Source organism: Pseudoflavonifractor capillosus (genome assembly GCF_016902575.1).
Classification (GTDB): domain Bacteria; phylum Bacillota; class Clostridia; order Oscillospirales; family Oscillospiraceae; genus Enterenecus; species Enterenecus capillosus_A.
In genome coordinates this window covers 46148-70686 of record NZ_JACSNZ010000006.1, presented here as the reverse complement: position 1 = coordinate 70686, position 24539 = coordinate 46148, and the positions used below count along the sequence as shown (strand labels likewise).

The following is a 24539-nucleotide window of genomic DNA, read 5'->3' as shown; positions in this document are numbered from 1 at the left end:
AGTAAAGAAAAATATGTCAATCTGTAAATTGCCGAAAAATGGTGCTCAGCGCAGGGTGGCTCCCAGCTTTTCAGCCAGAGCGGTGAGAATGGCCTGTACCTCGGCCTCGGCCTCCTCGCCGGTGAGGGAGCGATCGTCCGCCCGAAGGGTCAGGTTGAAGGCCACGGACTTCTTGCCGTCCTCTACGCCCTTGCCACGGTAGATGTCAAAGAGGGTCACGTTTTTCAGCAGGCCATGGGCAGCCTCCTGGATGCAGGCCTCCAGAGCACCCACGGTGATGGCCTCGTCGCACACCACGGCGATGTCACGGGTGACAGCGGGGAACTTGGGCAGGGGGGTGTATTCGGGGATAGAACAATCCATATCCAGCAGCTGGTTGAAGTCCAGCTCGGCGCAGTACAGTTCTCCGTCCACACCATAATTCTGAGCCACCAGGGGGTGAATCTGGCCCAGCACACCGATGCGGCGGGAACCCACATACACGTCGGCGACTCGACCGGGATGATAGGAGGGGTTGGACACACAGGGGACCATGAATTGGATGTCCGTGGCCCGCAGATTCTTCAAAATGGCCTCCACACAGCCCTTCAGGGTGTAGAAGTCCATATCGGAGCCATAAGCGCCCAGGGTGAGCACCTTGTTTTCCACAGCCAGACCGTCGTCTCCGCCCTCCAGGTAGATGCGGCCCACCTCGTACAGGCGTACATTCTGGTTGCGGTAGTTGAAGTTGCGGGTGAGGATCTCCAGCATGGAGGGGAGTGTGGTGGTGCGCATGATGGAGGTGTCCTCGCCCAGGGGATTCAAGATCTTAAAGGACTTACGCCGGGGGTCGTCCTGGGGCCAGTTGATCTTGTCGTAGCAGGTGGGGGAGATGAAGGAGTAGGTGATGATCTCATCGTAGCCCATGGAGCGGCACATGCTGCCCACCTGGCGCTCCAGCAGCTCCTGGTCGGAGTAACCGCCCAGGGTGGTCTGGCCCCGCATGAGGGTGCAGGGGATGTTGTTGTAGCCATAGAACCGGGCCACTTCCTCGGCAAGGTCGGCCATGCCGATGACATCGCCACGCCAGGAGGGGACGGTGACCTGACCTGCCTCCACCTGGAAGTCCAGGCTGCGCAGGATGCGTACCATCTCGTCCTCGGCCACGTCGGTGCCCAGCAGGGCGTTGATCTTGTCAGGCTCCAGGGGGAGTACCCGGGGCTGGGGCACATAGTTGAGGATGTCGATGATGCCGTCCACCACTTCGCCGGCGCCCAGCAGCTCCACCAGCTCGCAGGCCCGCTGCACGGCGGGGAGGGTGTTCATGGGATCCAGGCCTTTTTCAAACTTGGCGCTGGCCTCGGTGCGCATGCCCAGGGCCAGAGCGCCCTTGCGGATGGTGGCCCCATCAAAGCAGGCGGACTCGAAGACCACATCCACGGTGTCGTCTACGATCTCGCTGTTCTCGCCGCCCATGATACCGGCCAGGCCCACAGCCCGGGTCTCGTCGGCGATGACCAGCATGTTGGGGGTCAGGTTGCGCACGTTACCGTCCAGGGTGGTGAGGGTCTCACCCTCGTGGGCCTGACGGACGATGATCTTGCCGCCGTGGACATAGCGGTAGTCAAAGGCGTGCATGGGCTGGCCGTACTCCAGCATCACATAGTTGGTGATGTCCACAATGTTGTTGATGGGGCGCACACCCATGGCACGCAGCCGCTCCCGCATCCACTTGGGGGAGGGGGCGATCTTCACGTTGCGTACCATGCGGGCGGTGTACCGGGGGCACAGGTGGGCAGCCTCGGTCTCCACGTCCAGCAGCTCGGTGAGGTTGCCCTCAGCGCCGCCCTTCACCTCAGGGGTGTGCAGGCGCAACTCTGCGCCGAAGGTGGCGGCAGCCTCCCGGGCCAGACCGATGACGGACAGGCAGTCGGGGCGGTTGGGGGTGATCTCAAACTCCACCACGTGGTCGGTGAGTCCCACGGCGTCACGGATGTCGTCACCGGGCTTGCAGTCAGCCAGTTCGGGGTCGTCGGACAGGATCCAGATGCCTTCCTCATAGGCCAGAGGGAAGTCCCGCTGATCCAGACCCAGTTCCTTAAAGGAGCAGAGCATACCGTTGGACACCTCGCCCCGCAGTTTGCCCTTCTCGATTTTTACGCCCCCAGGCAGGGTGGACTTGTGGAGCGCCACAGGCACCAGGTCCCCGGCCTTCACGTTCTGAGCGCCGGTGACGATCTGAACCGGCTCGCCCTGGCCCACATCCACCTGGCAGATCCACATGTGGTCGGAGTTCTCGTGGCGGACGATGGAAACCACCTGGCCCACCACCACGTTGGTGATCTCGCTGCCCAGCACCTCAGTGGTTTCCACCTTGGATCCGGACAGGGTCATGGCCTCGGCAAAATCATGGTCATTGGCTTCCACAGTGACAAACTCATTCAGCCAGTTTCTGCTTAAATTCATGGTTATGTTCCCCCTCTTTCCTTAAAACTGCTCCAGGAAGCGCACGTCGTTCTCGAAAATGAGACGCAGGTCGGCGATCTTGAACCGACGCATGGCGGTGCGCTCCAGGCCGATGCCGAAGGCCCAGCCGGAGTACTCGTTGGGGTCGATGCCGCTCATTTCCAGCACCCGGGGATGGATCATACCAGCACCCAGCAGCTCGATCCAACCCTCGCCCTTACAGGTGGGGCAGCCCACACCGCCGCACTTGTGGCACTGCACATCCATCTCGCAGGAGGGCTCAGTGAAGGGGAAGTGGTGGGGACGGAACCGGGTCTTGGTGCCCTTGCCGTAGAGTTTCTCCACCACAGTGTTCAGAGTGCCCTTCAGGTCGGCCATGGTGACGCCCTTGTCGATGACCATGCCCTCTACCTGATGGAACATGGGGGAGTGGGTGGCATCTACCTCGTCCTTGCGGTACACCCGGCCGGGGGCGATGATGCGGATGGGCAGTTCCATGGAGTCCATGGCCCGCACCTGCATGGGGGAGGTCTGGGAGCGGAGCATCACCCGGCTGTCCTCGTCGAAGTAGAAGGTGTCGGACCAGTCCCGGGAGGGGTGATTCTCCTCGGCATTGAGGCGGTCGAAGTTCAGCTCGGCCAGCTCGATCTCGGGGCCGTCCAGCACGGTGAAGCCCATGCCGATGAAGATGTCCTTGATCTCATCCAGGGCGATGTACATGGGGTGGCGGTGCCCGGCCTTGACGGGCTTGCCGGGGATGGTCACGTCCAGAGCCTCGTCTTTCAGACGCTGCTCCATGGCCTGCGCCTCCAGCTTCTTGCCCTGGGCCTCCAGAGCGGCCTCCAGATCAGCCCGCACCTGGTTGGCCAGCTGACCCATGACGGGGCGCTCCTCAGCGGAGAGTTTGCCCATCTGCTTAAGAACTCCGGTCAGTTCGCCCTTTTTGCCCAGGTACTGCACCCGCAGAGCGTCCAGAGCGGCCAGGTCAGCGGCAGAGTCGAAGGCGGCAAGGGCCTGCACACGAATGTCGTTTAATTGCTGCTTCATCTATTCTCTTCCTTTCGGGTAAAATACAAAAAGACCTTCCATCCCCCAAACAGGGACGAAAGGCCAGCCTTCCGCGGTACCACCCGCATTTGTGCGCCAAGCGCACACACTCATTGCCCCATAACGGAGGGCACACCGTCCTGCTCTCACAGGCCGCTCCCGGGCGAACCAAGCGACACACACCAAGGCGGCTTTCAGCCGGTGACCGCCTATCTCTGAGATGTGCCAGCACGCTATTTTCCCGTTCAACGCATTTGCACTAAAAACTTTTATATCACAATATAGGTTGAAAAGCAAGAGGGAAAACTTTATAATGGGGCGTACCCCATCTGACATACCCCCACCTGTGTGACATATATATGATGTCAGGGACGGCTTCGGCGGCCCAACGGACACGGGAGAGGGGGAAGAAATTTTGCAAAGAGAATTGGCCTGTGGGGCGTTGATGCTGACAGTTTTGCTCACAGGCTGTGGGAACAAGGATCAGCAGGCCCAGCAGCAGGGTGTGCTGCTGCGGGGCCAGTATCAGGCCATGGCAGGCTGGCAGGGCACCTTCCAGGTGTGCGCCCAGCTGGGGGAACAGGTGTATGAGTTCACCCTGGAGGGCAGCGGACAGCGGGAGGGGGAGACGGTGCTCACCGTAGCCCAGCCGGACTGGATGGCAGGGATCACCGCCCGCATGGGCCAGGAGGAGACCATCCTGGAGTATGACGGGGCGGGCATGAGCCTGGGCACCCTCAACGGGGACGGCCTGAGCCCCATAGCCGCTGTGCCTGCCATGCTGGATCAGATCACCCAAGGCTACATAGCCCAGTGCAGCTGGGAGCGGGAGGGAGAGGAGACGCTGCTGGAGCTTCTCTGCCGGGACCCGGAGAAAGAGGCGGGAGAGGGTACAGAGTATGTCATGTGGTTCCAGCCGGACACCTTTGCCCTGCGGGGCGGAGAGGTGCAAGTGGAGGGAGTCACTGTGCTCACCGTGACAAGTGATGATTTTACCATGGAGATGAATGACAATGAATCAACAGACCATGAGGACCTGGGCGGAGATCCGTCTGGACAATCTGGAGCATAACTATCATGTGCTGCGTGCATGTGCCCCCCAGAGCAAGTTTCTGGGCGTGGTAAAAGCCAACGCTTACGGACACGGGGCGGTGGAAGTGGCCACCAAGCTGCAGCAGCTGGGCGCAGATTATTTGGCAGTGGCCTGCCTCAACGAGGCCATCGAGCTGCGGGGGGCGGGCATCACCATGCCCATCCTCATTTTAGGTGCAACCCCGGCGGAATTTGCCCCTCAGGTGGTGGAGCATGACCTGACCCAGGCGGTGTTTACCGCTGAGCTGGCCCAGGCTCTGTCCCAGGCCGCCCAGGCCCAGGGGAAGAAGGCCCTGGTCCACATCAAGCTGGACACCGGCATGAGCCGTCTGGGCATTTTGACCCACGATCCCGCCCAGGCTGCCCGGGAAGTGGATGCCCTGTGTGCCCTGCCGGGGCTGGAGGCAGAGGGGATCTTTACCCACTTTGCCAACGCCGACGGGGACGAAGGGTACACCATGGAGCAGTTCACCCGCTTCTTGGACACCCTGAACCTGCTGGAGCACACCTATGGCCGCACCTTTGCTGTGCGCCACTGCGCCGCCAGTGCGGCGGTACTCAATTTCCCCTGCACCCATCTGGACATGGTGCGCCCGGGCATCGCCCTGTACGGGCACTTGCCCGACCCCTCCTGCCAGGGGCTGGACGACGGAGAACTGCGCCCGGTGATGACGCTGAAAACCCGGGTGGCAGCGGTGCGGGAGCTGCCGGGAGATACCCCGGTGAGCTACGGCTGCACCCAGAAGGTGGGGCAGGCCGGAGGCCGGGTGGCGGTGCTGCCTGTGGGCTACGCCGACGGCCTGCACCGGGTACTCTCCGGCCAGGGCACGGTGCTGGTGGGGGGGAAGCCCCGCCACATCCTGGGCCGAGTGTGCATGGATATGTGTATGGTGGCGCTCCAGCCGGGAGATGAAGTGTCTGTGGGAGATGAGGTGGAGCTGTTTGGTGTCCACCTGCCCGTGGAGGACATGGCCCAGCTGGCAGGCACCATCCCCTATGAGCTGCTGTGTGCTGTCTCGCCCCGGGTGCCCAGACTGTACACCGGCGCATAAGATAGAACGGGGGTCGCCCAGGATTGGCGGCGAGAGACGGAGCGGCACAGGTGGAGAAGGAAAGATTTCCACCCGGTATAAGATCCGCCCCACCGTGGGAGAATGATAGTACCCGGGCCACATGATGTTGGCCGGGCACTATAAATCCGGCGGAGTGTGAAATCCTGTGGACAACAGTGTCAAACGTGGCGATATTTATTACGCCGACCTCAGTCCGGTGGTGGGCAGCGAACAAGGGGGCGTTCGTCCTGTCCTGATCGTGCAAAACGATACCGGAAACAAACACAGCCCCACGGTCATTGCGGCGGCCATCACCTCTCAGACAGGGAAGGCCCGCCTGCCCACCCACATCACCTTGGCGGCCCATAGCTTTGGCCTGCCCAAGGACTCCATCGTGCTCTTGGAGCAGATCCGTACCCTGGACAAACGGCGGCTCCGGGAACATATGGGACGGGTGGATGAACAAGTGATGAAAAAGGTGGACGGAGCCATTGCAGTGAGCTTCGGCCTGTCCAATCAGCAGTTGGTGTAAGGTTATGGCCTGCCCCGATGTTCGGGGCAGGCCATGCGTTTTAGGGGTTTACAAAAGATTCACAACTGGTTCCCAAATTGTCTATCATTCGACAGGGCAACTCTGGTATCATCATCCATGTCAGGAAGGAACGTCCAGGCAAGTGAGACGATCCCCTGTCAGCGACGAACGCTTAACCGGGGCTGCTCGGGCAGAAGTCTGAGCCCCCCGGACAAACAACTCCAGAGATACCCTCTCTGTTATTCGTGGAAAAAGACCGAGGTCTTTTTCCACATTTTTTGTACCCAAATGTGGAAAACACTTGCCAATGATTCGCTGGCGGGGTAGACTATGGGGAGATGCCGAATGTCCGGGGACGCCCGGGCCAACCTAGAGAATGGAGAAATACTATGGATTACTTTCACCTGTCGGTGGGACAGGATGTGCTCCACCCCATGAGCAGCCTGGCTCTGGCTCACCTGGGGGACGGAGTGTATGAACTTATGGTACGCACCTGGCTGTGTCTCCAGGGCAAGTCCACCAACAAGGGACTGCACAAGGCGGCGGTGAGCTATGTCTCCGCTCCCGCTCAGGCCAAGCGGGTGAAGAAGATTTTGCCCATCCTCACCGACGAGGAACAGGATGTGTACCGAAGAGCACGCAACAGCCACACCGCCGCCATCCCCAAGGGAGCCAGCGTGGGGGAATACCACGCCGCCACCGGGCTGGAGGCCCTGTTTGGCTGGCTGTATTTACAGGGACGGCTGGAGCGGCTCAATGAGCTGTTTGAGCTGATGATGACGGAGGAATGAGCCATGCCCTTAGATGCAATCGTCATGACCGCCCTGGCTGGGGAACTGCGGGATCGCATCACCGGCGGCAAGGTGGACAAAATCTATCAGCCCACCCGGGATGAGGTGGTGCTGCATATGCGCACGGGGCAGGGGAATGTGAAGCTGCTGCTCTCGGCAAACCCCGCCCACCCCAGGGCCCAGCTCACCACCGTCACCCGGGAGAACCCGGAGACGCCCCCCATGTTCTGTATGCTTCTGCGCAAGTACTTTTTAGGCGGGCGCATTCTGGAAATCAAACAGCCCCCCATGGAGCGGCTGCTGGAGTTCCGCTTTGAGACCCTTAGCGAGCTGGGGGACCGGGTGGAGCGGGCCCTGGTGCTGGAGTGTATTGGACGTAAGTCCAACCTCATTATGTTGGACGGGGCAGGGCGCATCACCGACAGTATGCGCCGGGTGGACGCCGATATCTCCGCCCAGCGTCCGGTGATGCCCGGGCTCTTTTACCAGTACCCCATCCCCACGGGCAAGCTGGACTTCACTGCCATGGCAGAGGAAGAACTGGAGCAGCTGGTGGTAGCCCAGGCGCCCCAGGAAGAGGGACAGGATAAGTGGCTGCTGGACACCTTCAGCGGGATCTCCCCTCTGGTGGCCCGGGAACTGGCCTTCCGCAGCGACGGCACGGCCCAGGGACTGGCCCGGGAAATGCTGCGTCTGCGCTCCACCATCCTGGAGGGCAAGTATGAGCCTGTGGTGCTGAAAAAAGAGGGCAAGGAGATGGATTTCTCCTTCTTGCCTATCCTGCAATACGGCCCCAGCGTGGAACTGACCCGATGTGAGACCTTCTCCCAGCTGCTGGACGACTACTATGCGGCCCGGGAGGCCCAGGAGCGGGTAAAGCAGCGGGGGGCGGACTTCATCCGCTCTGTCACCCAGGCCCGCAACCGCACTGCCAAGAAGATCGCCAACCAGGAGGAAGACCTGCGCCGGGCGGGCAACCGGGAGCAGCTGCGGGAGTACGGTGACATCATCACCACCAACTTCTATCAGATGCAGCGGGGCCAGTCAGTGCTGGTGGCCCAGAACTACTATGACCCGGCGTGCAGAGAGGTGGAAATTCCTCTTGACCCTCTGCTCACCCCTCAGCAAAACGCCGCCAAGTACTATAAGGACTACAAAAAGGCCCAGAAGGCGGAGGAGATGCTGGCCATTCAGCTGGAGAAAAACCGCACCGAGCTGGAGTATCTGGACAGCGTGCTGCAAATGATTACCCTCTCCGAGGGAGACCGGGATTTGCAGGAGATCCGCCAGGAGCTGATGGACAACGGCTACTTGCGCCAGCACAAGCGGAAGATGACGGGGAAGGGCAAGGTGAAGATCATCCACGCCAAGCCCATGGAGTTTCGCTCCTCTGCTGGCCTCACCATTCTGGTGGGCAAGAACAACAGCCAGAATGACCGGCTGACCTTGAAGGACTCGGACAAGCGGGATCTGTGGTTCCATGTGCAAAAGCTCCATGGCTCCCACGTGATTTTGAAAACCGGGGGTGTCCAGCCAGATGATGAGTCGGTGACGGAAGCTGCCATGCTGGCCGCCTGGTTCTCCCAGGCCAAGGACTCCGCCCAGGTGCCGGTGGATGTGACCCCTGTGAAAGCCATTAAGAAGCCTGCGGGGGCCAAGCCCGGTTTTGTCATCTACAACACCTATAACACGGTGTATGTGACACCGGAGGAATCTTTGGTGAAGAAACTCCGGGTGAAGTAAGGAGAAAAGGGAAAATGAACATCTTTTTGTTGGAACTGTTCTCGTTTTTGCTGATTCCGTGGTATCTGTACTGTACGGTCTGGATTGGCCGTGAGCTGTTTGCCCTGTCTGGGATGACGTTTTGGGAGTTTGTCCAGAAGGGGCAGGACCGGGTGCCTACGGCCACCTCGAGCCACCATTCCAGAAGCCGGAGAAATCGGGCCGTTCTGGCCCTGCTGATGGAGACCAGCTCTGACCCGGAGGAGACACGGCGGCTCTTCCGCCGCTACTGTTACAGCACCCTGCCTGCATTTTTGGCCTTTGTCCCCAGTTTGATTCCCGGTATGTGGGGGAATTGGCAGGTTTTTCTGGTGTGGGACGTGGTGCTCTTCCTGGCAGGGTTGGTCATCAAGGCCCAGGGGAAAGGGTACCGGGAAAAGCACCACCTCGACCCGCTCCAGGAGGAGAAACTGGAGGACAGACAGCGCCGACAGAACAAGACCTTTCTCACGGGGAAAAGTCTGGTGGTCTATGGCCTGGTAGGTTTGTTTTTCCTGGGAATGTTTGTGGTGATCGTCACCGGCGGGGGACAAATGTTCTCCATATGGTCCAACCAGCAGAGTGTTGCGCCGGACTTTTACGATGTGCACGAGGTGGTGTATGAAGCGGGATTTGAGACCGCCAACATCCCCACCACCTACTGGCGGTATGAGGAGCAAAAGCTGGGGAATGTGGTGTCCGGCCTGAAAGATGGAGCGGGATTTGAGTACTACGAGTACTACGATGATGAGACGGTGGATCTGGTCTACAACCAGATCTGTTCTGACATCGCCCCGGAGATGACCGCCCAGCCCCGGGAGGAATGGTCCCAGTCCCTCCCCAATGGAGGAGAGAGATGCACCCTGACCCGGGACGGGGTGACCTACGAAGTACTCTACTGGGGAAATACCGTGGTCTACGCCTACGCCCCGGAGGGCAGCGAGGAGATTACCGATCTTCTGGTGGAACTCAACTACATCCGGCCGTAATCACAATAAAGAACAATACCCCTGCAGTGACCAAGTGTGTCACAGCAGGGGTGGTTCTTTTGGGTGCAAAACCCGCCAGACTGGCAAGTTTGCTTGAAGATACTGGAGAAGAACAGACGATGCACTCTGGAGCATGCGAGATGGCCAAGTTATATCCAAAGACCATTCGTTATTCCCTTCGGACTAAAAGAGTTCTGGATAGGCCGGAGCCATATAGGCCTTGGCTTTCTGCTGGGTCATATAATTGATGAAATTCGCATTGCGCAGTTCGCTCACATCGACGTAGAACCCCTCGTCACCAAAATAGATTTTGTTGATGGCGTGCCCTCCCTGGTTGGTGCGGCGAGTGCCCAGAACAATATCACAACGTATCCCGGCCTTCTCACACAAGTACTGGAACACCTTTGCATACCCCAGGCACAATGAGTCCTTATTTGATACGCAGAGCAAGCTGGACGGACTTTGATAATGGATTGCCATATCGTTGAAATCCAGATACGGTTCCCTCTGTAAGGGAATTGGATTCAAATTTTGGCTCGTCCATGTGACGAAATGCTTTACCGCTTCCATCTGGGAAAATGTCTCCGGCAGTTCCGAAACCACCTGATCCAATTTCTCGGTGGCAGTTTCATATTTGGTCAGGGTTTCCTCTTTGATTTCTGGATCTACTTCTTCCAGGGATTGCTTACACTGCTCCACATTTTGCAGCTGGTTGTTCTCAACTGCCATATCGTCCGGAGAGAACGCAGAGCCATACACCCATAGAATACACTGCTCCGCCATGGCTGCATCCTCTTGACTCCCCTGCGTGGCAGTAAACACGTAGTTTGCTGTCATCGGGAAAAACACTATGGTATAGCCTCCGTATGGGGAATCCGCCAAAAATGCGTCTTGAATGTTCTGAAATGAAGCCATATTGATGGCCTCTGGAAACTGAATGAACCCTGCCGTATAGTTTTTCGCATGTTCACACAACGTATCATAAATTTTCTGCTCTGTCTCAGAGAGCGAAGTGTAATAGATTGGATCCTGACTCAACTCCTCTCTGGAGACCACGCGATCTGTGGGCCCCACCTCTGTGGGCGTGTTGTAGCACAACTGAAAGACAACTGCGGTGAGAAAAACCAACAGTGCACCAATTACAATGACTATGCTGCTCCTCTTCATTTTCGTCTCCCTCCACATTTTGTTTGCATAGCGTATAATCGCAGATTGCCTTCTTATAATACTCGGAAATATAATGTAAAAAATATACAGGAGAGATATATGTCGGCGTCTCTTTTCACAGTAGCTAGGGCGTGTCTTAAAACTAAGAAATCGACGAATGTTCCACAAGCAACAGACAGATACAAGGGGAAAAGCGGGGATCCTGAATGGGCCGCAAAACTTTCGTTTTGCGGCCCATCTAGCCATTCAGTATTTGAGGAGAATCAGCCTTTCAGCTTCTGGATGCCCAGCTCCATGCGGCGCAGGGTCTCTTCCTTGCCCAGAATGTAGCACAATTCCACGGCGCCGCCGGGGGTGACAGTCTTGCCGGCAATGGAAATGCGCAGGGGCCACATGAGGGTAGCGTTTTTCACGCCCAGGCTCTCAGCCAGGCCAATGAGGGTATCGTGAATGCTCTCCTGGCTCCAGTTCTCCAGAGCGGAGAGGACGGGCACCGTCTTCTCCAGCATGTCCAGGGACACCTCAGAGTTGGTCTTGGACTTCTTATTGGTGAACAGCTCCACGCCGTACTCAGGGAGTACATCGAAGAAGTCTACCTTCTCGGGGATGTCGGTGAGACGCTCGCACCGGGCCTGGAGCAGGGAGGCGATGACATCGGCGTCATAGGCCTCGTTGGTCACAGCCTGGCGGATGTAGGGGCGGGCCACCTGGGCGAAAGCCTCGGGGGTCATGGAGCGCAGATAGGTGGCGTTGAAGTAGTTGAGCTTGTCCATGTCAAAGGCGGAGGGGGACTTGGAGATGCCGGAGATCTCGAAAGCCTTCACCAGCTCCTCCAGGGTGAAGAACTCCTGCTCGCTCAGCTCGCCGTGGGGGGCCCAGCCCAGCAGGGAGACGTAGTTCACCACGGCCTGGGACAGGTAGCCCATCTGGATGAGATCTTCATAGGAGGGGTCGCCCTTGCGCTTGGACATCTTGCGCACGGCTCCGGTCTCGGGATCGGTAATCATCACAGAGGAGCAGTGGACGTAGGTGGGAATCTCCCAGCCGAAGGCCTGGTACAGCAGGTTGTATTTGGGGGCAGAGGAGAGGTACTCGGCGCCTCGCACCACGTGGGTGATGCCCATGAGGTGGTCGTCCACCACATTGGCAAAGTTGTAGGTGGGCAGGCCGTCCCGCTTCAGCAGCACCTGGTCGTCCAGGGAGTCGTTGTCCACGGTGATGGCCCCGTACACGGCATCCATAAAGGTGGTCTGACCCTCGTGGGGGATGCGCTGGCGGATGACATAGGGGTCGCCGTTCGCCAGGCGCTGGGCCACTTCCTCGGCGGAGAGGTTACGGCAGGGGTCCTCTTCCTTCTGGAAGTTTTCCTCTTCCTCCTCGGCCTCCTCGTGCTTATCGCAGAAGCAGTAGTAGGCGTGGCCACGCTCCACCAGCAGCTTGGCGTACTCGGCGTAGAAGGAGCGGCGCTGGGTCTGAATATAGGGGCCCACGGGGCCGCCCACATCGGGGCCTTCGTCCCAGGTCAGACCGCAGGAGCGCATGGTGTTGTAGATGATCTCGGTGGCATCCTCCACCAGACGGCCCTGGTCGGTGTCCTCGATGCGGAGGATGAACTTGCCGCCGGCGTGGCGGGCAATGAGATAGGTGTACAGGGCGGTGCGAAGATTACCCACGTGCATATAGCCGGTGGGAGAGGGGGCAAAGCGGGTGCGCACCCCGTCGTGGGGGATGCGGGCCTCCATATCGTCAAACCATTGCTGATTGAGAGCCATGTCAATCAAAACCTCCAGTTTACAGTGTAATCCTCATTATAGCCTCCAGGGGGCGGTTTGGCAAGAGGGGGACAGATTGCACAAGGAAATGACGGGAAAAGAGTGAAAAATAGATGTAGGAATATGGGGCATTTGCCTTGACGGGGGAACAATTTTGTGTTACAATCCCAAATTGTGCTGATATGCCAAAAAGGAGGTCTGCTTGGATGCTGACCAAACTGGAACAAGCCGGCAAGGTTGTGGGCGTCAAGCAGGTTCGCCGGGCCCTGAAAGAGGGGCGGGCGACGGGAATTTATCTGGCACGCAATGCCGATCCCGCCCTCACCCAGCCGCTGGAGCAGCAGGCCCAGGAGCAAGGGGTGGAAGTCCACTGGACAGACACCATGAAGGCTCTGGGACACGCCTGCGGCATCGCTGTGGGCGCCGCAGTGGCGGCGACCGTATAAGCCGTATAATTTTTTCGGTTTTAGCGAATAATCTTCGGAGAGTTCGTTAAAATATATATTCATTGAAAGGAGGAAAATCATGCCTACTTTTAACCAACTGGTGCGCAAGGGCCGTGAGAAGACTACCTACAAGTCCAACTCTCCCGCCATGCAGCATGGTCTGAACACCCTGAAGAACAAGGAGACTGACCTGCCCTCCCCTCAGAAGCGCGGTGTCTGCACTGCCGTTCGTACTTCTACTCCTAAGAAGCCGAACTCCGCTCTGCGTAAGATCGCCCGTGTGCGTCTGACCAACGGCTACGAGGTCACCGCCTACATTCCCGGTGTTGGCCACAACTTGCAGGAGCACTCCGTGGTGCTGATCCGCGGCGGCCGTGTGAAGGACCTTCCCGGTGTGCGTTACCACATCATCCGTGGCACTCTGGATACCCAGGGCGTCAATGGCCGTATGCAGGGCCGTTCCAAGTACGGTGCCAAGCGTCCCAAGGCCGGCAAGGGCGGCGCTAAGAAGTAATTCTTAACCCACCTGTGCATCCAAATTGCTGACTGCGCTGACAGCGCAAGGCAAACTGCGCCTTGCCGAGCGTTTATTCCATATATATGTGGGTAGACCTCGGACAGGCATGACACAAGCCCCGAAAGCGGGGCCTGAGTACCTATGAATTCTATTTTATTAAGAAGGAGGGAAGCAAAGTGCCCAGAAGAGGAAACGTACCCAAGCGGGAGGTTCTGCCCGATCCGCTGTATAATTCCGTCTTAGTCACTAAGCTCGTTAACAGCATCATGCTGGACGGCAAGAAGGGTGTTGCCCAGAAGGTCGTCTACGGTGCCTTTGACATCATTCAAGAGAAGACCGGCCAGGAGCCCCTGGAGGTTTTCAACGCTGCCATCGAGAACATCATGCCTTCTCTGGAGACCAAGTCCCGTCGTGTGGGCGGTTCTACCTACCAGGTGCCCATGGAAGTGCGTCCCGAGCGTCGTCAGACCCTGGGTCTGCGCTGGCTGACCACTTACTCCCGCAACCGCGGTGAGAAGACCATGAAGGAGCGTCTGGCCGGCGAGATCATGGACGCCGCCAACAACACCGGCTCCGCCGTGAAGAAGCGTGAGGACACGCACAAGATGGCCGAGGCCAACAAGGCCTTCGCTCACTACCGCTGGTAATCCGGGAGGATCAGAGATATGGCTACAAGAAAGACTTCTCTGCAAAACACCCGCAACATCGGCATCATGGCTCACATCGATGCCGGTAAGACCACCACCACCGAGCGTATCCTGTACTACACCGGCGTTAACTACAAGATCGGTGAGACCCATGATGGTACCGCCACCATGGACTGGATGGCTCAGGAGCAGGAGCGTGGTATCACCATCACCTCCGCTGCTACCACCTGTTTCTGGAGCGGTTCTGCTCAGCAGTTCCCCCAGACTCGTATCAACATCATCGACACCCCGGGCCACGTGGACTTCACCGTTGAGGTGGAGCGCTCCCTGCGCGTGCTGGACGGTTCTGTCACCGTCATGTGCGCCAAGGGCGGCGTGGAGCCCCAGTCCGAGACTGTGTGGCGCCAGGCTGACCACTACAAGGTCCCCCGCATGATCTACGTCAACAAGATGGACATCATGGGTGCCGACTTCTACAACGTGCTGCACATGATCCACGATCGTCTCAAATGCAACGCTGTGCCCATTCAGCTGCCCATCGGCGCCGAGGATACCTTCAAGGGCATCATCGACCTGGTGGAGATGAAGGCCGACGTGTACTATGATGATCTGGGCAAGGACATGCGCGTGGAGGACATCCCCGCCGACATGATGGAGCTGGCTCAGGAGTACCGCACCAAGCTGGTGGACGCCTGTGCTGACATCGACGACGAGATCATGATGATGGCTCTGGAGGAGCAGGAGATCCCCGGCGATATGATCCGCAAGGCTCTGCGCCGTGGCACCATCGACAACCTGCTGGTTCCCGTTGTGTGCGGTACCTCTTACCGCAACAAGGGCGTGCAGAAGCTGCTGGACGCCATCGTGGACTTCATGCCCTCTCCCCTGGACATCCCCGCCATCAAGGGCGTGGATCCCGAGACCGAGGAAGAGGACGAGCGTCCCGCTGACGACAACGCTCCCTTCTCCGCTCTGGCCTTTAAGATCATGACCGACCCCTATGTGGGCCGTCTGTCCTTCATCCGTGTGTACTCCGGTAAGCTCTCCACTGGTTCTACCGTGCTCAACTCCACCAAGAAGCAGAAGGAGCGCATTGGCCGCATCCTCCAGATGCACGCCAACCACCGTGAGGACATCGAGGAGGTCTTCTCCGGCGATATCGCCGCCGTGGTGGGCCTGAAGAACACCACCACCGGTGATACCCTGTGTGTGGACGACCACCCCATCATCCTGGAGTCTATGGAGTTCCCCGAGCCCGTGATCCGCGTGGCTATCGAGCCCAAGACCAAGGCTGGTCAGGAGAAGATGGGTCTGGCCCTGGCCAAGCTGGCTGAGGAGGATCCCACCTTTAAGACCTACACCGACGAAGAGACTGGTCAGACCATCATCGCCGGTATGGGTGAGCTCCACCTGGAGATCATTGTTGACCGTCTGCTGCGTGAGTACAAGGTGGAGGCCAACGTGGGCGCTCCCCAGGTTGCTTACAAGGAGACCATCAAGAAGACCACTGAGCAGGACACCAAGTATGCCCGTCAGTCCGGCGGTAAGGGCCAGTACGGCCACGTCCGCATCACTGTGGAGCCCAACGAGCCTGGCAAGGGCTATGAGTTCCTCAATGAGATCACCGGCGGTGTCATTCCCAAGGAGTATATCCCCGCTGTTGACGCCGGTATTCAGGGCGCCATGCAGGCCGGTGTTCTGGCTGGCTACCCCGTGGTTGACGTGAAGGTTCACCTGACCTTCGGTTCCTACCACGAAGTGGACTCCTCTGAAATGGCCTTTAAGATTGCCGGTTCCATGGCCTTTAAGGAGGCCTGCCGCAAGGCTGGCGCCTGCCTGCTGGAGCCCATCATGAAGGTTTCCGTCATCGTGCCCGAGGACTACATGGGCGACGTCATTGGTGACCTGAACAGCCGCCGTGGCCAGATTCTGGGCATGGAAGCTCGTCCCGGTGCCCAGCAGATCGACGCTCTGGTGCCTCTGTCCGAGATGTTTGGCTACGCCACCGACCTGCGTTCCCGCACCCAGGGCCGTGGCCAGTACTCTATGGAGCCCCACAGCTATCTGGAGATCCCCAAGAACATCGCTGAGAAGATCATTGCCCAGCGTGGTCGTAAGGACGACTAAAAATCTTAATAGCTGGGAAAAAATCTGTTGATTTTTTCCCAGCGATAGGATAAAATAGGCCCATCATGGGTCTGGATGAATGAATCCAATATTTATCATCTGTAAGGAGGAAACTCACAATGGCTAAGCAAAAGTTTGAGCGTAATAAGCCCCACGTCAACATCGGCACCATCGGCCACGTTGACCACGGTAAGACCACCCTGACCGCTGCCATCACCAAGTACCTGGCTCTGAAGGGTCAGGCCCAGTACGAGGACTATTCCAGCATCGATAAGGCTCCCGAGGAGCGCGAGCGTGGTATTACCATCAACACCGCTCACGTGGAGTACGAGACCGACGCTCGTCACTATGCCCACGTTGACTGCCCGGGCCACGCCGACTATATCAAGAACATGATCACCGGCGCTGCTCAGATGGACGGCGCTATCCTGGTTATCGCTGCTACCGACGGCCCCATGGCTCAGACTCGTGAGCACATCCTGCTGGCCCGTCAGGTGGGCGTGCCCGCCATGGTCGTGTTCCTGAACAAGTGCGACCAGGTCGACGACGAGGAGCTGCTGGAGCTGGTGGAGATGGAGGTCCGCGAGACCCTGTCCGAGTACGAGTTCCCCGGCGACGACATCCCCGTCATCAAGGGCTCCGCTCTGAACGCTCTGACCTGCGAGTCCGGCGACATCAACGATCCCGACTTCGCCTGCATCAAGGAGCTGATGGACGCTGTTGACAGCTACATCCCCACTCCCGACCGTAAGGCTGACCTGCCCTTCCTGATGCCCGTTGAGGACGTGTTCACCATCACCGGCCGTGGCACCGTTGCTACCGGTCGTGTGGAGCGTGGCCAGGTCAAGATGGGCGACAAGGTGGAGATCGTTGGTCTGTCCGAGGAGAAGAAGGACACCACCATCACCGGCATCGAGATGTTCCGCAAGCTGCTGGACTACGCTGAGGCTGGCGACAACATCGGCGCTCTGCTGCGTGGTATTGACAAGAAGGAGGTCGAGCGTGGCCAGGTTCTGTGTGCTCCCGGCTCCATTCACCCCCACACCAAGTTCGTTGGCCAGGTGTACGTCCTGTCCAAGGAGGAAGGCGGCCGTCACACCCCCTTCTTCAACAACTATCGTCCTCAGTTCTACTTCCGTACCACCGACGTGACCGGCGTCATCACTCTGCCCGAGGGCACTGAGATGTGCATGCCTGGCGATAACGTGGACATGAACGTTGAGCTGATCACCCCCATCGCCATCGAGAAGGGCCTGCGCTTCGCTATCCGTGAGGGCGGCCGTACCGTTGGCTCCGGCGTTGTTATCGACGTCATCAACGACTAATTTTTAGTTGTTCCTACAAGAGCGGCCTTCGGGCCGCTCTTTTTATATCCAAGGGAAAGGCAGGGCCATTCAAAGGGAGAATTGCACCCTGTTGCGTGCAAAGTTTGCCCGCAAAGACGGGCAAATTCACACTTGCAGGGCGAGAAGTATTTTCTCCCACGCACATGTCGCGGGAGAAAATGTATTTCAATTCTTCGTCCCCGAAGGGGACGAACTCTGCGAAGCGGATAGGAAACTTTTGAGCCTTGCCCCTTGTGTTTGGAATGTGGTACAATGACACCATTCCAAACACAGAAATGAGGAATGCGTATGTCGTGGGATAATCCCATGGAGTTACTCAATAAGCTGGGAGCTTTTCTCTTGGAAAAAGTGCTGGTCATTGTACCAGTGGTGCTCATCAGCCTGATTGTCATTAAGATCATCATGAAGCTGGTGGATCGGATGCTGGGACGTCTGCCCATGGAGGAGACGATCAAGGGTCTGATCCGAACTTCCATCAAGGTATTGCTGCTGGCAGTGGCGTGCATCGTGCTCATGAGCTGCTTGCAGATCCCTGTGACCTCCTTTGTGGCCCTGTTGTCTGTGGCAGGCTTGGCCTTGTCCTTGTCCATCCAGAATTTTTTAACCAATGTGTTTGCCGGACTTCAGCTGCTGGCATCCAAACCGTTTAAGGTGGGAGATTTTGTGGATGCGGGCAACTGCTCGGGGACGGTCTATGAGATCGGGCTTTTTTACACCAAACTCACCAGCGTTGACAATAAGCTCATCCAGCTGCCCAACAATACCATTGTAGGCTCCAATGTGGTCAACTACTCCAGCCAGACCCACCGTCGTGTGGAGATCAAGGTCACCGCCTCCTACGACGCACCTACGGAGAAGGTCAAAGGTGTGCTTTCCAAAGTGGTGGAGGATAACGCCATGATTGACCGGGAACAACCCATTATGGTGCGGGTCAATGCCTACCAGGACAGTGCCATTGAGTATATCATCCGGGTGTGGTGTGCCAATGACGACTATTGGACGGTGTACTACGATTTGATGGAGGCTATCAAGCCTGCATTTGATGCCAATGAGATTGAAATGACCTATCCCCACTTGAATGTGCATATGATGCAGGAGAAAAACTGAATGTCAAAGGGAAAATGGGTCTGTGAACATTCACAGGCCCATTTTGTCTCATACTTTGGCGGAGGCGGTAGGGGACGGAGTTGTGCTGGGGAAGTCCAGGGTGGAGACGAAGCTGCCGTCCTCCGCCTGTACGTGACCGCCCACCAGGGTATCGTCACAAACCAACAGCACAGCCTGGACGTCAGTGCGGCCTGAGGGGTGGTTGGTGATCTGGTAGACATAGCGCTGGATGTGCTTGCCGCAGTAATCTTCCAGGGCAAACCCCTGTTGACGCAGCAGGGCGAGATAGGAGTCATAGCTCTCGTCCAGAGTCTCGGGGACGAGCAGCTCCTGGGTGGATGCAGCCTGTTCCGCAACCGTCCAGCCCATCTGCTGGAGGTAGGCCACACGATTGGTGTTTTGTCCCATTTGAGAGAGGTTGGCTGAGGTGGGGACAGTGTCCTGATGGAGACTGAGGGCCAGAGCCACCACCAGAACCAGTGCGCAGCAGACTGCGCTGATACCTCCGGCCATCAGCCGGCGTCTGGGAATACGTGCAGTGACAATGAGCATAGGGATCCCTCCAATGGTAGTGGACTGATACACCCAATGGATATGTAATTCTGGGTTGAAATATGATACAATGATGAGGAGAAAACCTGAGAAAAGGAGCGCTGTCATGGAGCGATTGGATAAGCGGCTGGCTGCCACAGGCCAGTGGAGCCGGAAGGAGGCCAAGGAGCTGATTCGGGCTGGACGGGTGTCGGTGCGAGATCAAGTGTGCCGCAACCCGGAGGAAAAAGTGGAGCAGGACACACCCGTTGCGGTGGACGGAACGGCCATCGGGGCGGATGCGCCGGTGTATCTGATGCTGCACAAGCCTGCGGGCGTGGTGTCTGCCACCGAGGATGGGCGGGATAAAACCGTGCTGGATCTGCTTCCCCAACAATATCAGGGGCTAGGTCTGTTCCCGGTAGGGCGACTGGATAAGGATACGGAGGGACTTTTGCTGGTCTCCAACGACGGCCCCCTGGCCCATCGACTGCTCTCTCCACGCCACCATGTGGACAAGGTGTACTATGTGGAGGTGGACGGAAACTTGGATGGAGAAGATGTGAAGGCGGTCTCCCAAGGCATCGTTTTGAAAGACGGCTATCAGTGCATGCCTGGAAAGCTGGAACTTCTTCCAGAGAAATCTGCCGCTTATATCACCATTAGAGAAGGGAAATATCATCAAATTAAACGAATGATGGCCGCGCGAGGGAAGCCGGTGACCTATCTAAAACGCACAAAGTTTGGCCCCCTGGAATTGGATGAAAAGTTGGATAAAGGTGGATGGAGAGCACTAACCACCCAGGAAATCCAAAGCCTTTTCCGTCAATGAGACGAAAGTTCTGTCAATATCACCAAAAAAGTTGAAAAAAACTATTGAAGTCGGCGGGGCAAATAGATATAATAACAGTTGTGAAAATAAACAAGGCAGTGAGAAGAGATGTGCTGCCAGGAAAGGGGATTGCGCAATGTCCAGCCGCATTTTCCAGAGCATCGTTCTCCAGATGAAGGATTGCTCGGATCGAGCCATTGGCGTGATTGACGAGCAGGGTACCGTACTGGCGTGTAATGAGTTGGCCTATATCGGCGAGAAGTGGGGGAATATCCCGGCGCTGTTGGCCACGGAAGGGGAGAACCTGGTAGTAAGCAACGGCTTTACCTTTAAGGCCATGACCGGTTGGAACGGTCAGTTGGATTACGCCGCATTTGTGCGGGGCGAGGATGAGCAGGCTGCAACCATGTGTGCCATGGCCACCATCGCCCTCAACGGGGCCAAGACCTATTATGAGGAGAAGCACGATAAGGCCACCTTCGTGAAAAATATCCTCTCCGATAACATCCTGCTGGGTGATATCTATGTCCGGGCCAAGGAACTGCACTTTGTCTCTGAGGTACCCCGGGTGGTGGTGCTGGTGCGCCAGTTGGGTGTGCCCGATGTGTCTGCCGTGGATGTGATGACCAATCTGTACCCCGATCGTCAGACCGACTTTGTCATCACCCTCAGTGAGACTGACGTGGCCCTGGTCAAGCAGCTCAGCGAGCACAACGATGCCCGGGACGTGTACAAGATCGCCCAGAACATTCAGGAGACTCTGCTGCGGGAACTGGGCATCAAGACTGTGGTGGGTATGGGTACCATTGTGGGCCACGTGCGGGATCTGGCCCGCTCCTATAAGGAGGCCCAGGTGGCCATCGAGGTGGGCAAGGTGTTTGACACCGAGCGCTCCATCATCAACTACGAGAACCTGGGTATCGGCCGTCTGATCTATCAGCTGCCCACCACCCTGTGTGAGATGTTCCTGCAGGAGGTGTTCAAGAAGAACCCCATTGATGCACTGGATCAAGAGACTCTGTTCACCATCAATAAGTTCTTTGAAAACAACCTCAATGTGTCCGAAACCGCTCGTAAGCTCTTTGTCCACCGCAATACCCTGGTCTACCGCCTGGAGAAGATCAAAAAGCTCACCGGCCTGGATCTGCGGGAGTTTGACGATGCCATTACCTTTAAGGTGGCTCTGATGGTCAAGAAGTACCTGGTCTCCCGGGGCATCGAATCTTAAATTGTATTGATTCAAAAGAGCGCCTGGAAACAGGTGCTCTTTTCCTGTATACGGATGAGGGCATAAATTGTTGACATGGGTCAAAGAGCAGTATATAATGAAGAAAGATATGTGTAACAAATAGTTACAAAAAGTTACTGCGGAGAGGACAATTCCATGATACGATTTGTGGACGTATACAAAGAATACAACAACGGAACAAAGGCCCTTAAGGGTCTGAATCTGCGGATCGAAGACGGAGAATTTGCATTTTTAGTGGGTCCTTCTGGCTCTGGTAAATCCACCATCATCAAACTTTTGACGGGAGAGGAATTTGCCACTCGGGGCCGAGTTATGGTGAATGGTTACAATTTGAACAACATCAAACACCGGCAGATTCCCAAGATGCGCCGCACCCTGGGCGTCATCTTTCAGGACTTCCGGCTCATTGACAAGAAGACGGTGTGGGGCAATCTGGAGTTTGCCATGCGCATCATCGGCGCCACCAATCGGGAGATGAAAAAGCGCATTCCCTACGTGCTGGATCTGGTGGGTCTGAGCGACAAGGCCAATGTGCGCCCCACAGAGATGAGCGGCGGTGAGCAGCAGCGGGTGGCCATTGCCCGGGCACTGGTGAACAATCCCCAGATGATCATTGCCGACGAGCCCACAGGAAACCTGGATCCCCAGCGCTCCCTAGAGATCATGACCCTGCTGGAGCGCATCAATGCCATGGGCACCACCATGCTGGTGGTGACCCACGAGCGTGATCTGGTCAATCATTTTTCTAAGCGTGTGGTGGCCATCCAGAACGGAGAACTCATCAGCGACGAACAGGGAGGCTACTATAAACTATGAAGAGACGGCGCTTGAACATTGGGTATTTTACCAGCGAGGCTTTCCACAGCATTTTCTCCCACGGGCTGATGTCTTTTGCCGCTGTGTGTATGATTGTGGCGTGTTTGATCATCATGGGCTCCTTTGCATTGCTGGCAGCCAATGCTGACAAGATGATGGGGCAGTTGGAGGATGAAAACGTCTTTTACGCCTACATAGATGAGAACTATACCGACGAACAGGTGGCTGCGCTGGAGACGGAAGTCAAGGGCCTGGACAACGTGGCCTCGGTGGAGTTTGTGAGCCGAGAGCAGGCCAAGGAGGAATATCTGTCCGGACAGACGGGCGAGCTGTACATCAACATGCCGGACGAGGTGTTCCGGGACCGTCTGGTCATCCACGTCTATGATTTGGAGCAATTCACCAAAACGGTGGAACAGGTGACAAATCTGGAGGGTGTGGTCAACCACAGTGCCGATGAGAAGCTCACCGATGCTTTCATCACCATCCGGAATGTGGCCACGGCAGTGGCGGGCGTACTGATTGCCATTCTGGCGGCGGTTTCCCTGTTTATCATAGCCAACACCGTGCGACTGGCAGCCTTTGCTCGTCGAGAAGAAATCGCCATCATGAAGATGTGTGGTGCCAGTGACGGATTCATTCGGTGGCCCTTTGTCATTGAGGGAATTATGTTGGGACTGTTTGGAGCGGTACTGGCCTTCTTCCTTCAGTGGGGGATTTACACGGGTATCTATAAAGCTGTGATGTCCAGCAGTGCCTCCACCATTGTCATTCCCGTGACCTTCCAGTCCATTTGGTATTGGGTGCTGGGTATTTTCGCTCTGGCGGGTGCCCTCATCGGTATGTGTGGTTCCGGCTTTGCCATTCGTCGGTTCCTGCGTGTGTAAAAAGGAGAGACATGATGAAAAAAACAGGAGTCAGAATTTGTGTGCTGTTGTTGGCAACCGTCATGTTGCTGTCGGTGCTGATGCCTGCCATGACCAGTTTGGCCGGGGCTGTGACTGCCAACGAGATCCAGGGGATGAAGGACGACCTGGAGGACGTCAAGGATCAGAAGTCTGATCTGGAGGCCAAGCTGGAGGAGCTTCAGGACGACAAGGATGCCACCGAGGAGAAGGTGGCTCTGCTCCAGGATCAGATTTTGCTCACGGAGCAGCAGATCTATGAAAGCCAGAAACTGCTGGACAGCTATGACCAGCAGATTGAGGATAAAAAGACCGAGATCAGCCAGCTGGAAGAGCAGGAAGCCCAGCAGTATGATGAGTTTTATGCTCAGACCCGCTGGATGGAGGAGAACGGCGGCACTTCTGTGATCTCCGTGCTGTTCCAGGCCTCCAGCTTCTCTGAGTTGCTGGACACTCTGATGTTGGTCACCGATATCATGAACTACAATGACCGCATCATCACCCAGCTGGAGGAGACTCAGGCCCAACTGGCCCAGGCTCGGGATGAGCTCCAGTCCGCCCGTGATGGACAGGCTGCCACCCAGGCTCAGCTGGAGAATGCCAAGGCGGATCTGTCCAGCCAGAAGGCGGACGCCGATCGTTATTATCAGGAACTGCTGGCCAGCGAAGACAGCTACAACAGCAAGGTGGCCCAGCTGATCTCCGACGAGGAGAAAATCCAGGCAGACCTGAAAGAGGCTCAGAAGAAGTATGAGGAGCAGTTGGCTGCGGCTGCGGCAGAAGCCCAGAAGCCCAAGCCCACCACACCTCCCAGCACTGGCGGCAGCACTGGTGGTAGTACCAACAACAACCCTGTGGTGGACCCCTCCGGTGGCTGGTACTGGCCCCTGCCCGGTTACTATCGAATCTCCTCCTGGTTTGGCGGGCGGTATCACCCCATCACCGGTAAGTGGCAGCAGCACACCGGCACGGACATTCCCGCCAGTGGCGGCACACCCATCCACTGCGCCAAGGAGGGCGTGGTGACCACTGTGGTGCCCGAGAGTGCAGGCAGCAGCTACGGCAACTACTGCATCGTGTACCACGGAAATGGTTATGCGACCTTGTATGCCCATATGCAGAGCACACCCAGCGTCAGCGTGGGACAGACCGTGTCCGCCGGCCAGGTGCTGGGCTATGTGGGTTCCACCGGAAGGTCCACCGGCAACCACCTGCATTTTGAGCTGCGCATCAACGGAAACCGTGCCGATGCTCTGGATCTCTATCCCAGTCTGAGCTTCACTGCTTGATTCAAATACATGCTTTATGGGGGCGCAGATGTGTTCTGCGTCCCCAGTTTCTTTTTTGGAAATGCAGGGTATCCTTCCT

The 24539-nt window shown here is 57.3% G+C and carries 22 protein-coding genes; 17 read left to right on the top strand and 5 right to left on the bottom strand.

Annotated elements, in window-relative coordinates:
• Positions 1-45: 45 nt before the first annotated feature.
• Both pheT and pheS read right to left on the bottom strand, forming a co-directional pair.
• Positions 46-2445 (bottom strand): phenylalanine--tRNA ligase subunit beta, encoded by a 2400-nt coding sequence (pheT, locus tag H9X86_RS03995; protein WP_204900287.1) that lies wholly within the window; start codon positions 2443-2445, stop codon positions 46-48.
• Between the two features lie 21 nt (positions 2446-2466).
• Entirely contained in the window at positions 2467-3492 is a 1026-nt protein-coding gene (pheS, locus tag H9X86_RS03990) for a phenylalanine--tRNA ligase subunit alpha (protein ID WP_204900286.1), read from the bottom strand.
• Between the two features lie 415 nt (positions 3493-3907).
• On the opposite strand from pheS, the gene H9X86_RS03985 reads away from it, so the two are divergent.
• From H9X86_RS03985 to H9X86_RS03960, 6 genes are all read left to right on the top strand, one after another.
• Positions 3908-4564 (top strand): hypothetical protein, encoded by a 657-nt coding sequence (locus H9X86_RS03985; RefSeq protein ID WP_204900285.1) that lies wholly within the window; start codon positions 3908-3910, stop codon positions 4562-4564.
• On the top strand, positions 4506-5636 hold the full coding sequence (gene alr, locus H9X86_RS03980) for an alanine racemase (protein ID WP_204900284.1): 1131 nt from the start codon (positions 4506-4508) through the stop codon (positions 5634-5636). Before H9X86_RS03985 ends, alr begins: the two co-directional genes overlap by 59 nt.
• A gap of 166 nt (positions 5637-5802) precedes the next feature.
• Positions 5803-6168, top strand: coding sequence for a type II toxin-antitoxin system PemK/MazF family toxin (locus H9X86_RS03975; RefSeq protein ID WP_204900283.1), 366 nt, complete (start codon positions 5803-5805; stop codon positions 6166-6168).
• 389 nt (positions 6169-6557) lie between these two features.
• Positions 6558-6959, top strand: a complete 402-nt coding sequence (locus H9X86_RS03970; RefSeq protein ID WP_204900282.1) for a Mini-ribonuclease 3 — start codon at positions 6558-6560, stop codon at positions 6957-6959.
• A 3-nt stretch (positions 6960-6962) separates the two neighbouring features.
• Positions 6963-8702, top strand: coding sequence for an Rqc2 family fibronectin-binding protein (locus tag H9X86_RS03965; RefSeq protein WP_204900281.1), 1740 nt, complete (start codon positions 6963-6965; stop codon positions 8700-8702).
• A 14-nt stretch (positions 8703-8716) separates the two neighbouring features.
• Positions 8717-9709, top strand: coding sequence for an amino acid kinase family protein (locus H9X86_RS03960; protein ID WP_204900280.1), 993 nt, complete (start codon positions 8717-8719; stop codon positions 9707-9709).
• Between the two features lie 183 nt (positions 9710-9892).
• On the opposite strand, the gene H9X86_RS03955 is transcribed toward H9X86_RS03960, so the two are convergent.
• Both H9X86_RS03955 and gltX read right to left on the bottom strand, forming a co-directional pair.
• A complete protein-coding gene (locus H9X86_RS03955; RefSeq protein WP_204900279.1) occupies positions 9893-10876 on the bottom strand; it encodes a transglutaminase domain-containing protein in 984 nt (327 codons plus the stop codon).
• A 263-nt stretch (positions 10877-11139) separates the two neighbouring features.
• Positions 11140-12648: a glutamate--tRNA ligase gene (gene gltX / locus H9X86_RS03950; protein ID WP_204900278.1), complete on the bottom strand. Its 1509-nt coding sequence runs from the start codon at positions 12646-12648 to the stop codon at positions 11140-11142.
• Between the two features lie 206 nt (positions 12649-12854).
• Between gltX and H9X86_RS03945 the strand changes: the two genes are divergently transcribed.
• The 6 genes from H9X86_RS03945 (at position 12855) to H9X86_RS03920 (ending at position 18838) form a co-directional block, all read left to right on the top strand.
• Complete coding sequence (locus tag H9X86_RS03945) at positions 12855-13094, top strand: ribosomal L7Ae/L30e/S12e/Gadd45 family protein (protein WP_204900277.1); 240 nt, start codon at positions 12855-12857, stop codon at positions 13092-13094.
• Positions 13095-13173: 79 nt separating this feature from the next.
• Positions 13174-13608, top strand: coding sequence for a 30S ribosomal protein S12 (gene rpsL, locus H9X86_RS03940; protein WP_087253205.1), 435 nt, complete (start codon positions 13174-13176; stop codon positions 13606-13608).
• 179 nt (positions 13609-13787) lie between these two features.
• Entirely contained in the window at positions 13788-14258 is a 471-nt protein-coding gene (rpsG, locus tag H9X86_RS03935) for a 30S ribosomal protein S7 (protein ID WP_087253207.1), read from the top strand.
• A gap of 18 nt (positions 14259-14276) precedes the next feature.
• Positions 14277-16385: an elongation factor G gene (gene fusA / locus H9X86_RS03930; protein WP_204900276.1), complete on the top strand. Its 2109-nt coding sequence runs from the start codon at positions 14277-14279 to the stop codon at positions 16383-16385.
• Between the two features lie 119 nt (positions 16386-16504).
• Entirely contained in the window at positions 16505-17710 is a 1206-nt protein-coding gene (gene tuf, locus H9X86_RS03925) for an elongation factor Tu (protein WP_087253210.1), read from the top strand.
• 309 nt (positions 17711-18019) lie between these two features.
• Positions 18020-18838, top strand: coding sequence for a mechanosensitive ion channel family protein (locus H9X86_RS03920; protein WP_204900275.1), 819 nt, complete (start codon positions 18020-18022; stop codon positions 18836-18838).
• A 48-nt stretch (positions 18839-18886) separates the two neighbouring features.
• Here H9X86_RS03920 and H9X86_RS03915 read toward each other — a convergent pair whose 3' ends face one another.
• Complete coding sequence (locus H9X86_RS03915) at positions 18887-19390, bottom strand: DUF4830 domain-containing protein (protein WP_204900274.1); 504 nt, start codon at positions 19388-19390, stop codon at positions 18887-18889.
• Positions 19391-19496: 106 nt separating this feature from the next.
• Here H9X86_RS03915 and H9X86_RS03910 point away from each other — a divergent pair, with 106 nt between their 5' ends.
• The 5 genes from H9X86_RS03910 (at position 19497) to H9X86_RS12710 (ending at position 24460) form a co-directional block, all read left to right on the top strand.
• Complete coding sequence (locus tag H9X86_RS03910; RefSeq protein WP_204900273.1) at positions 19497-20201, top strand: pseudouridine synthase; 705 nt, start codon at positions 19497-19499, stop codon at positions 20199-20201.
• 136 nt (positions 20202-20337) lie between these two features.
• Complete coding sequence (locus tag H9X86_RS03905; protein ID WP_204900272.1) at positions 20338-21429, top strand: PucR family transcriptional regulator; 1092 nt, start codon at positions 20338-20340, stop codon at positions 21427-21429.
• Positions 21430-21585: 156 nt separating this feature from the next.
• On the top strand, positions 21586-22266 hold the full coding sequence (gene ftsE / locus H9X86_RS03900) for a cell division ATP-binding protein FtsE (protein WP_204900271.1): 681 nt from the start codon (positions 21586-21588) through the stop codon (positions 22264-22266).
• Entirely contained in the window at positions 22263-23153 is an 891-nt protein-coding gene (gene ftsX / locus H9X86_RS03895; RefSeq protein ID WP_204900270.1) for a permease-like cell division protein FtsX, read from the top strand. Before ftsE ends, ftsX begins: the two co-directional genes overlap by 4 nt.
• Before the next feature lie 41 nt (positions 23154-23194).
• On the top strand, positions 23195-24460 hold the full coding sequence (locus H9X86_RS12710; RefSeq protein WP_204900269.1) for a peptidoglycan DD-metalloendopeptidase family protein: 1266 nt from the start codon (positions 23195-23197) through the stop codon (positions 24458-24460).
• Positions 24461-24539 lie beyond the last annotated feature (79 nt).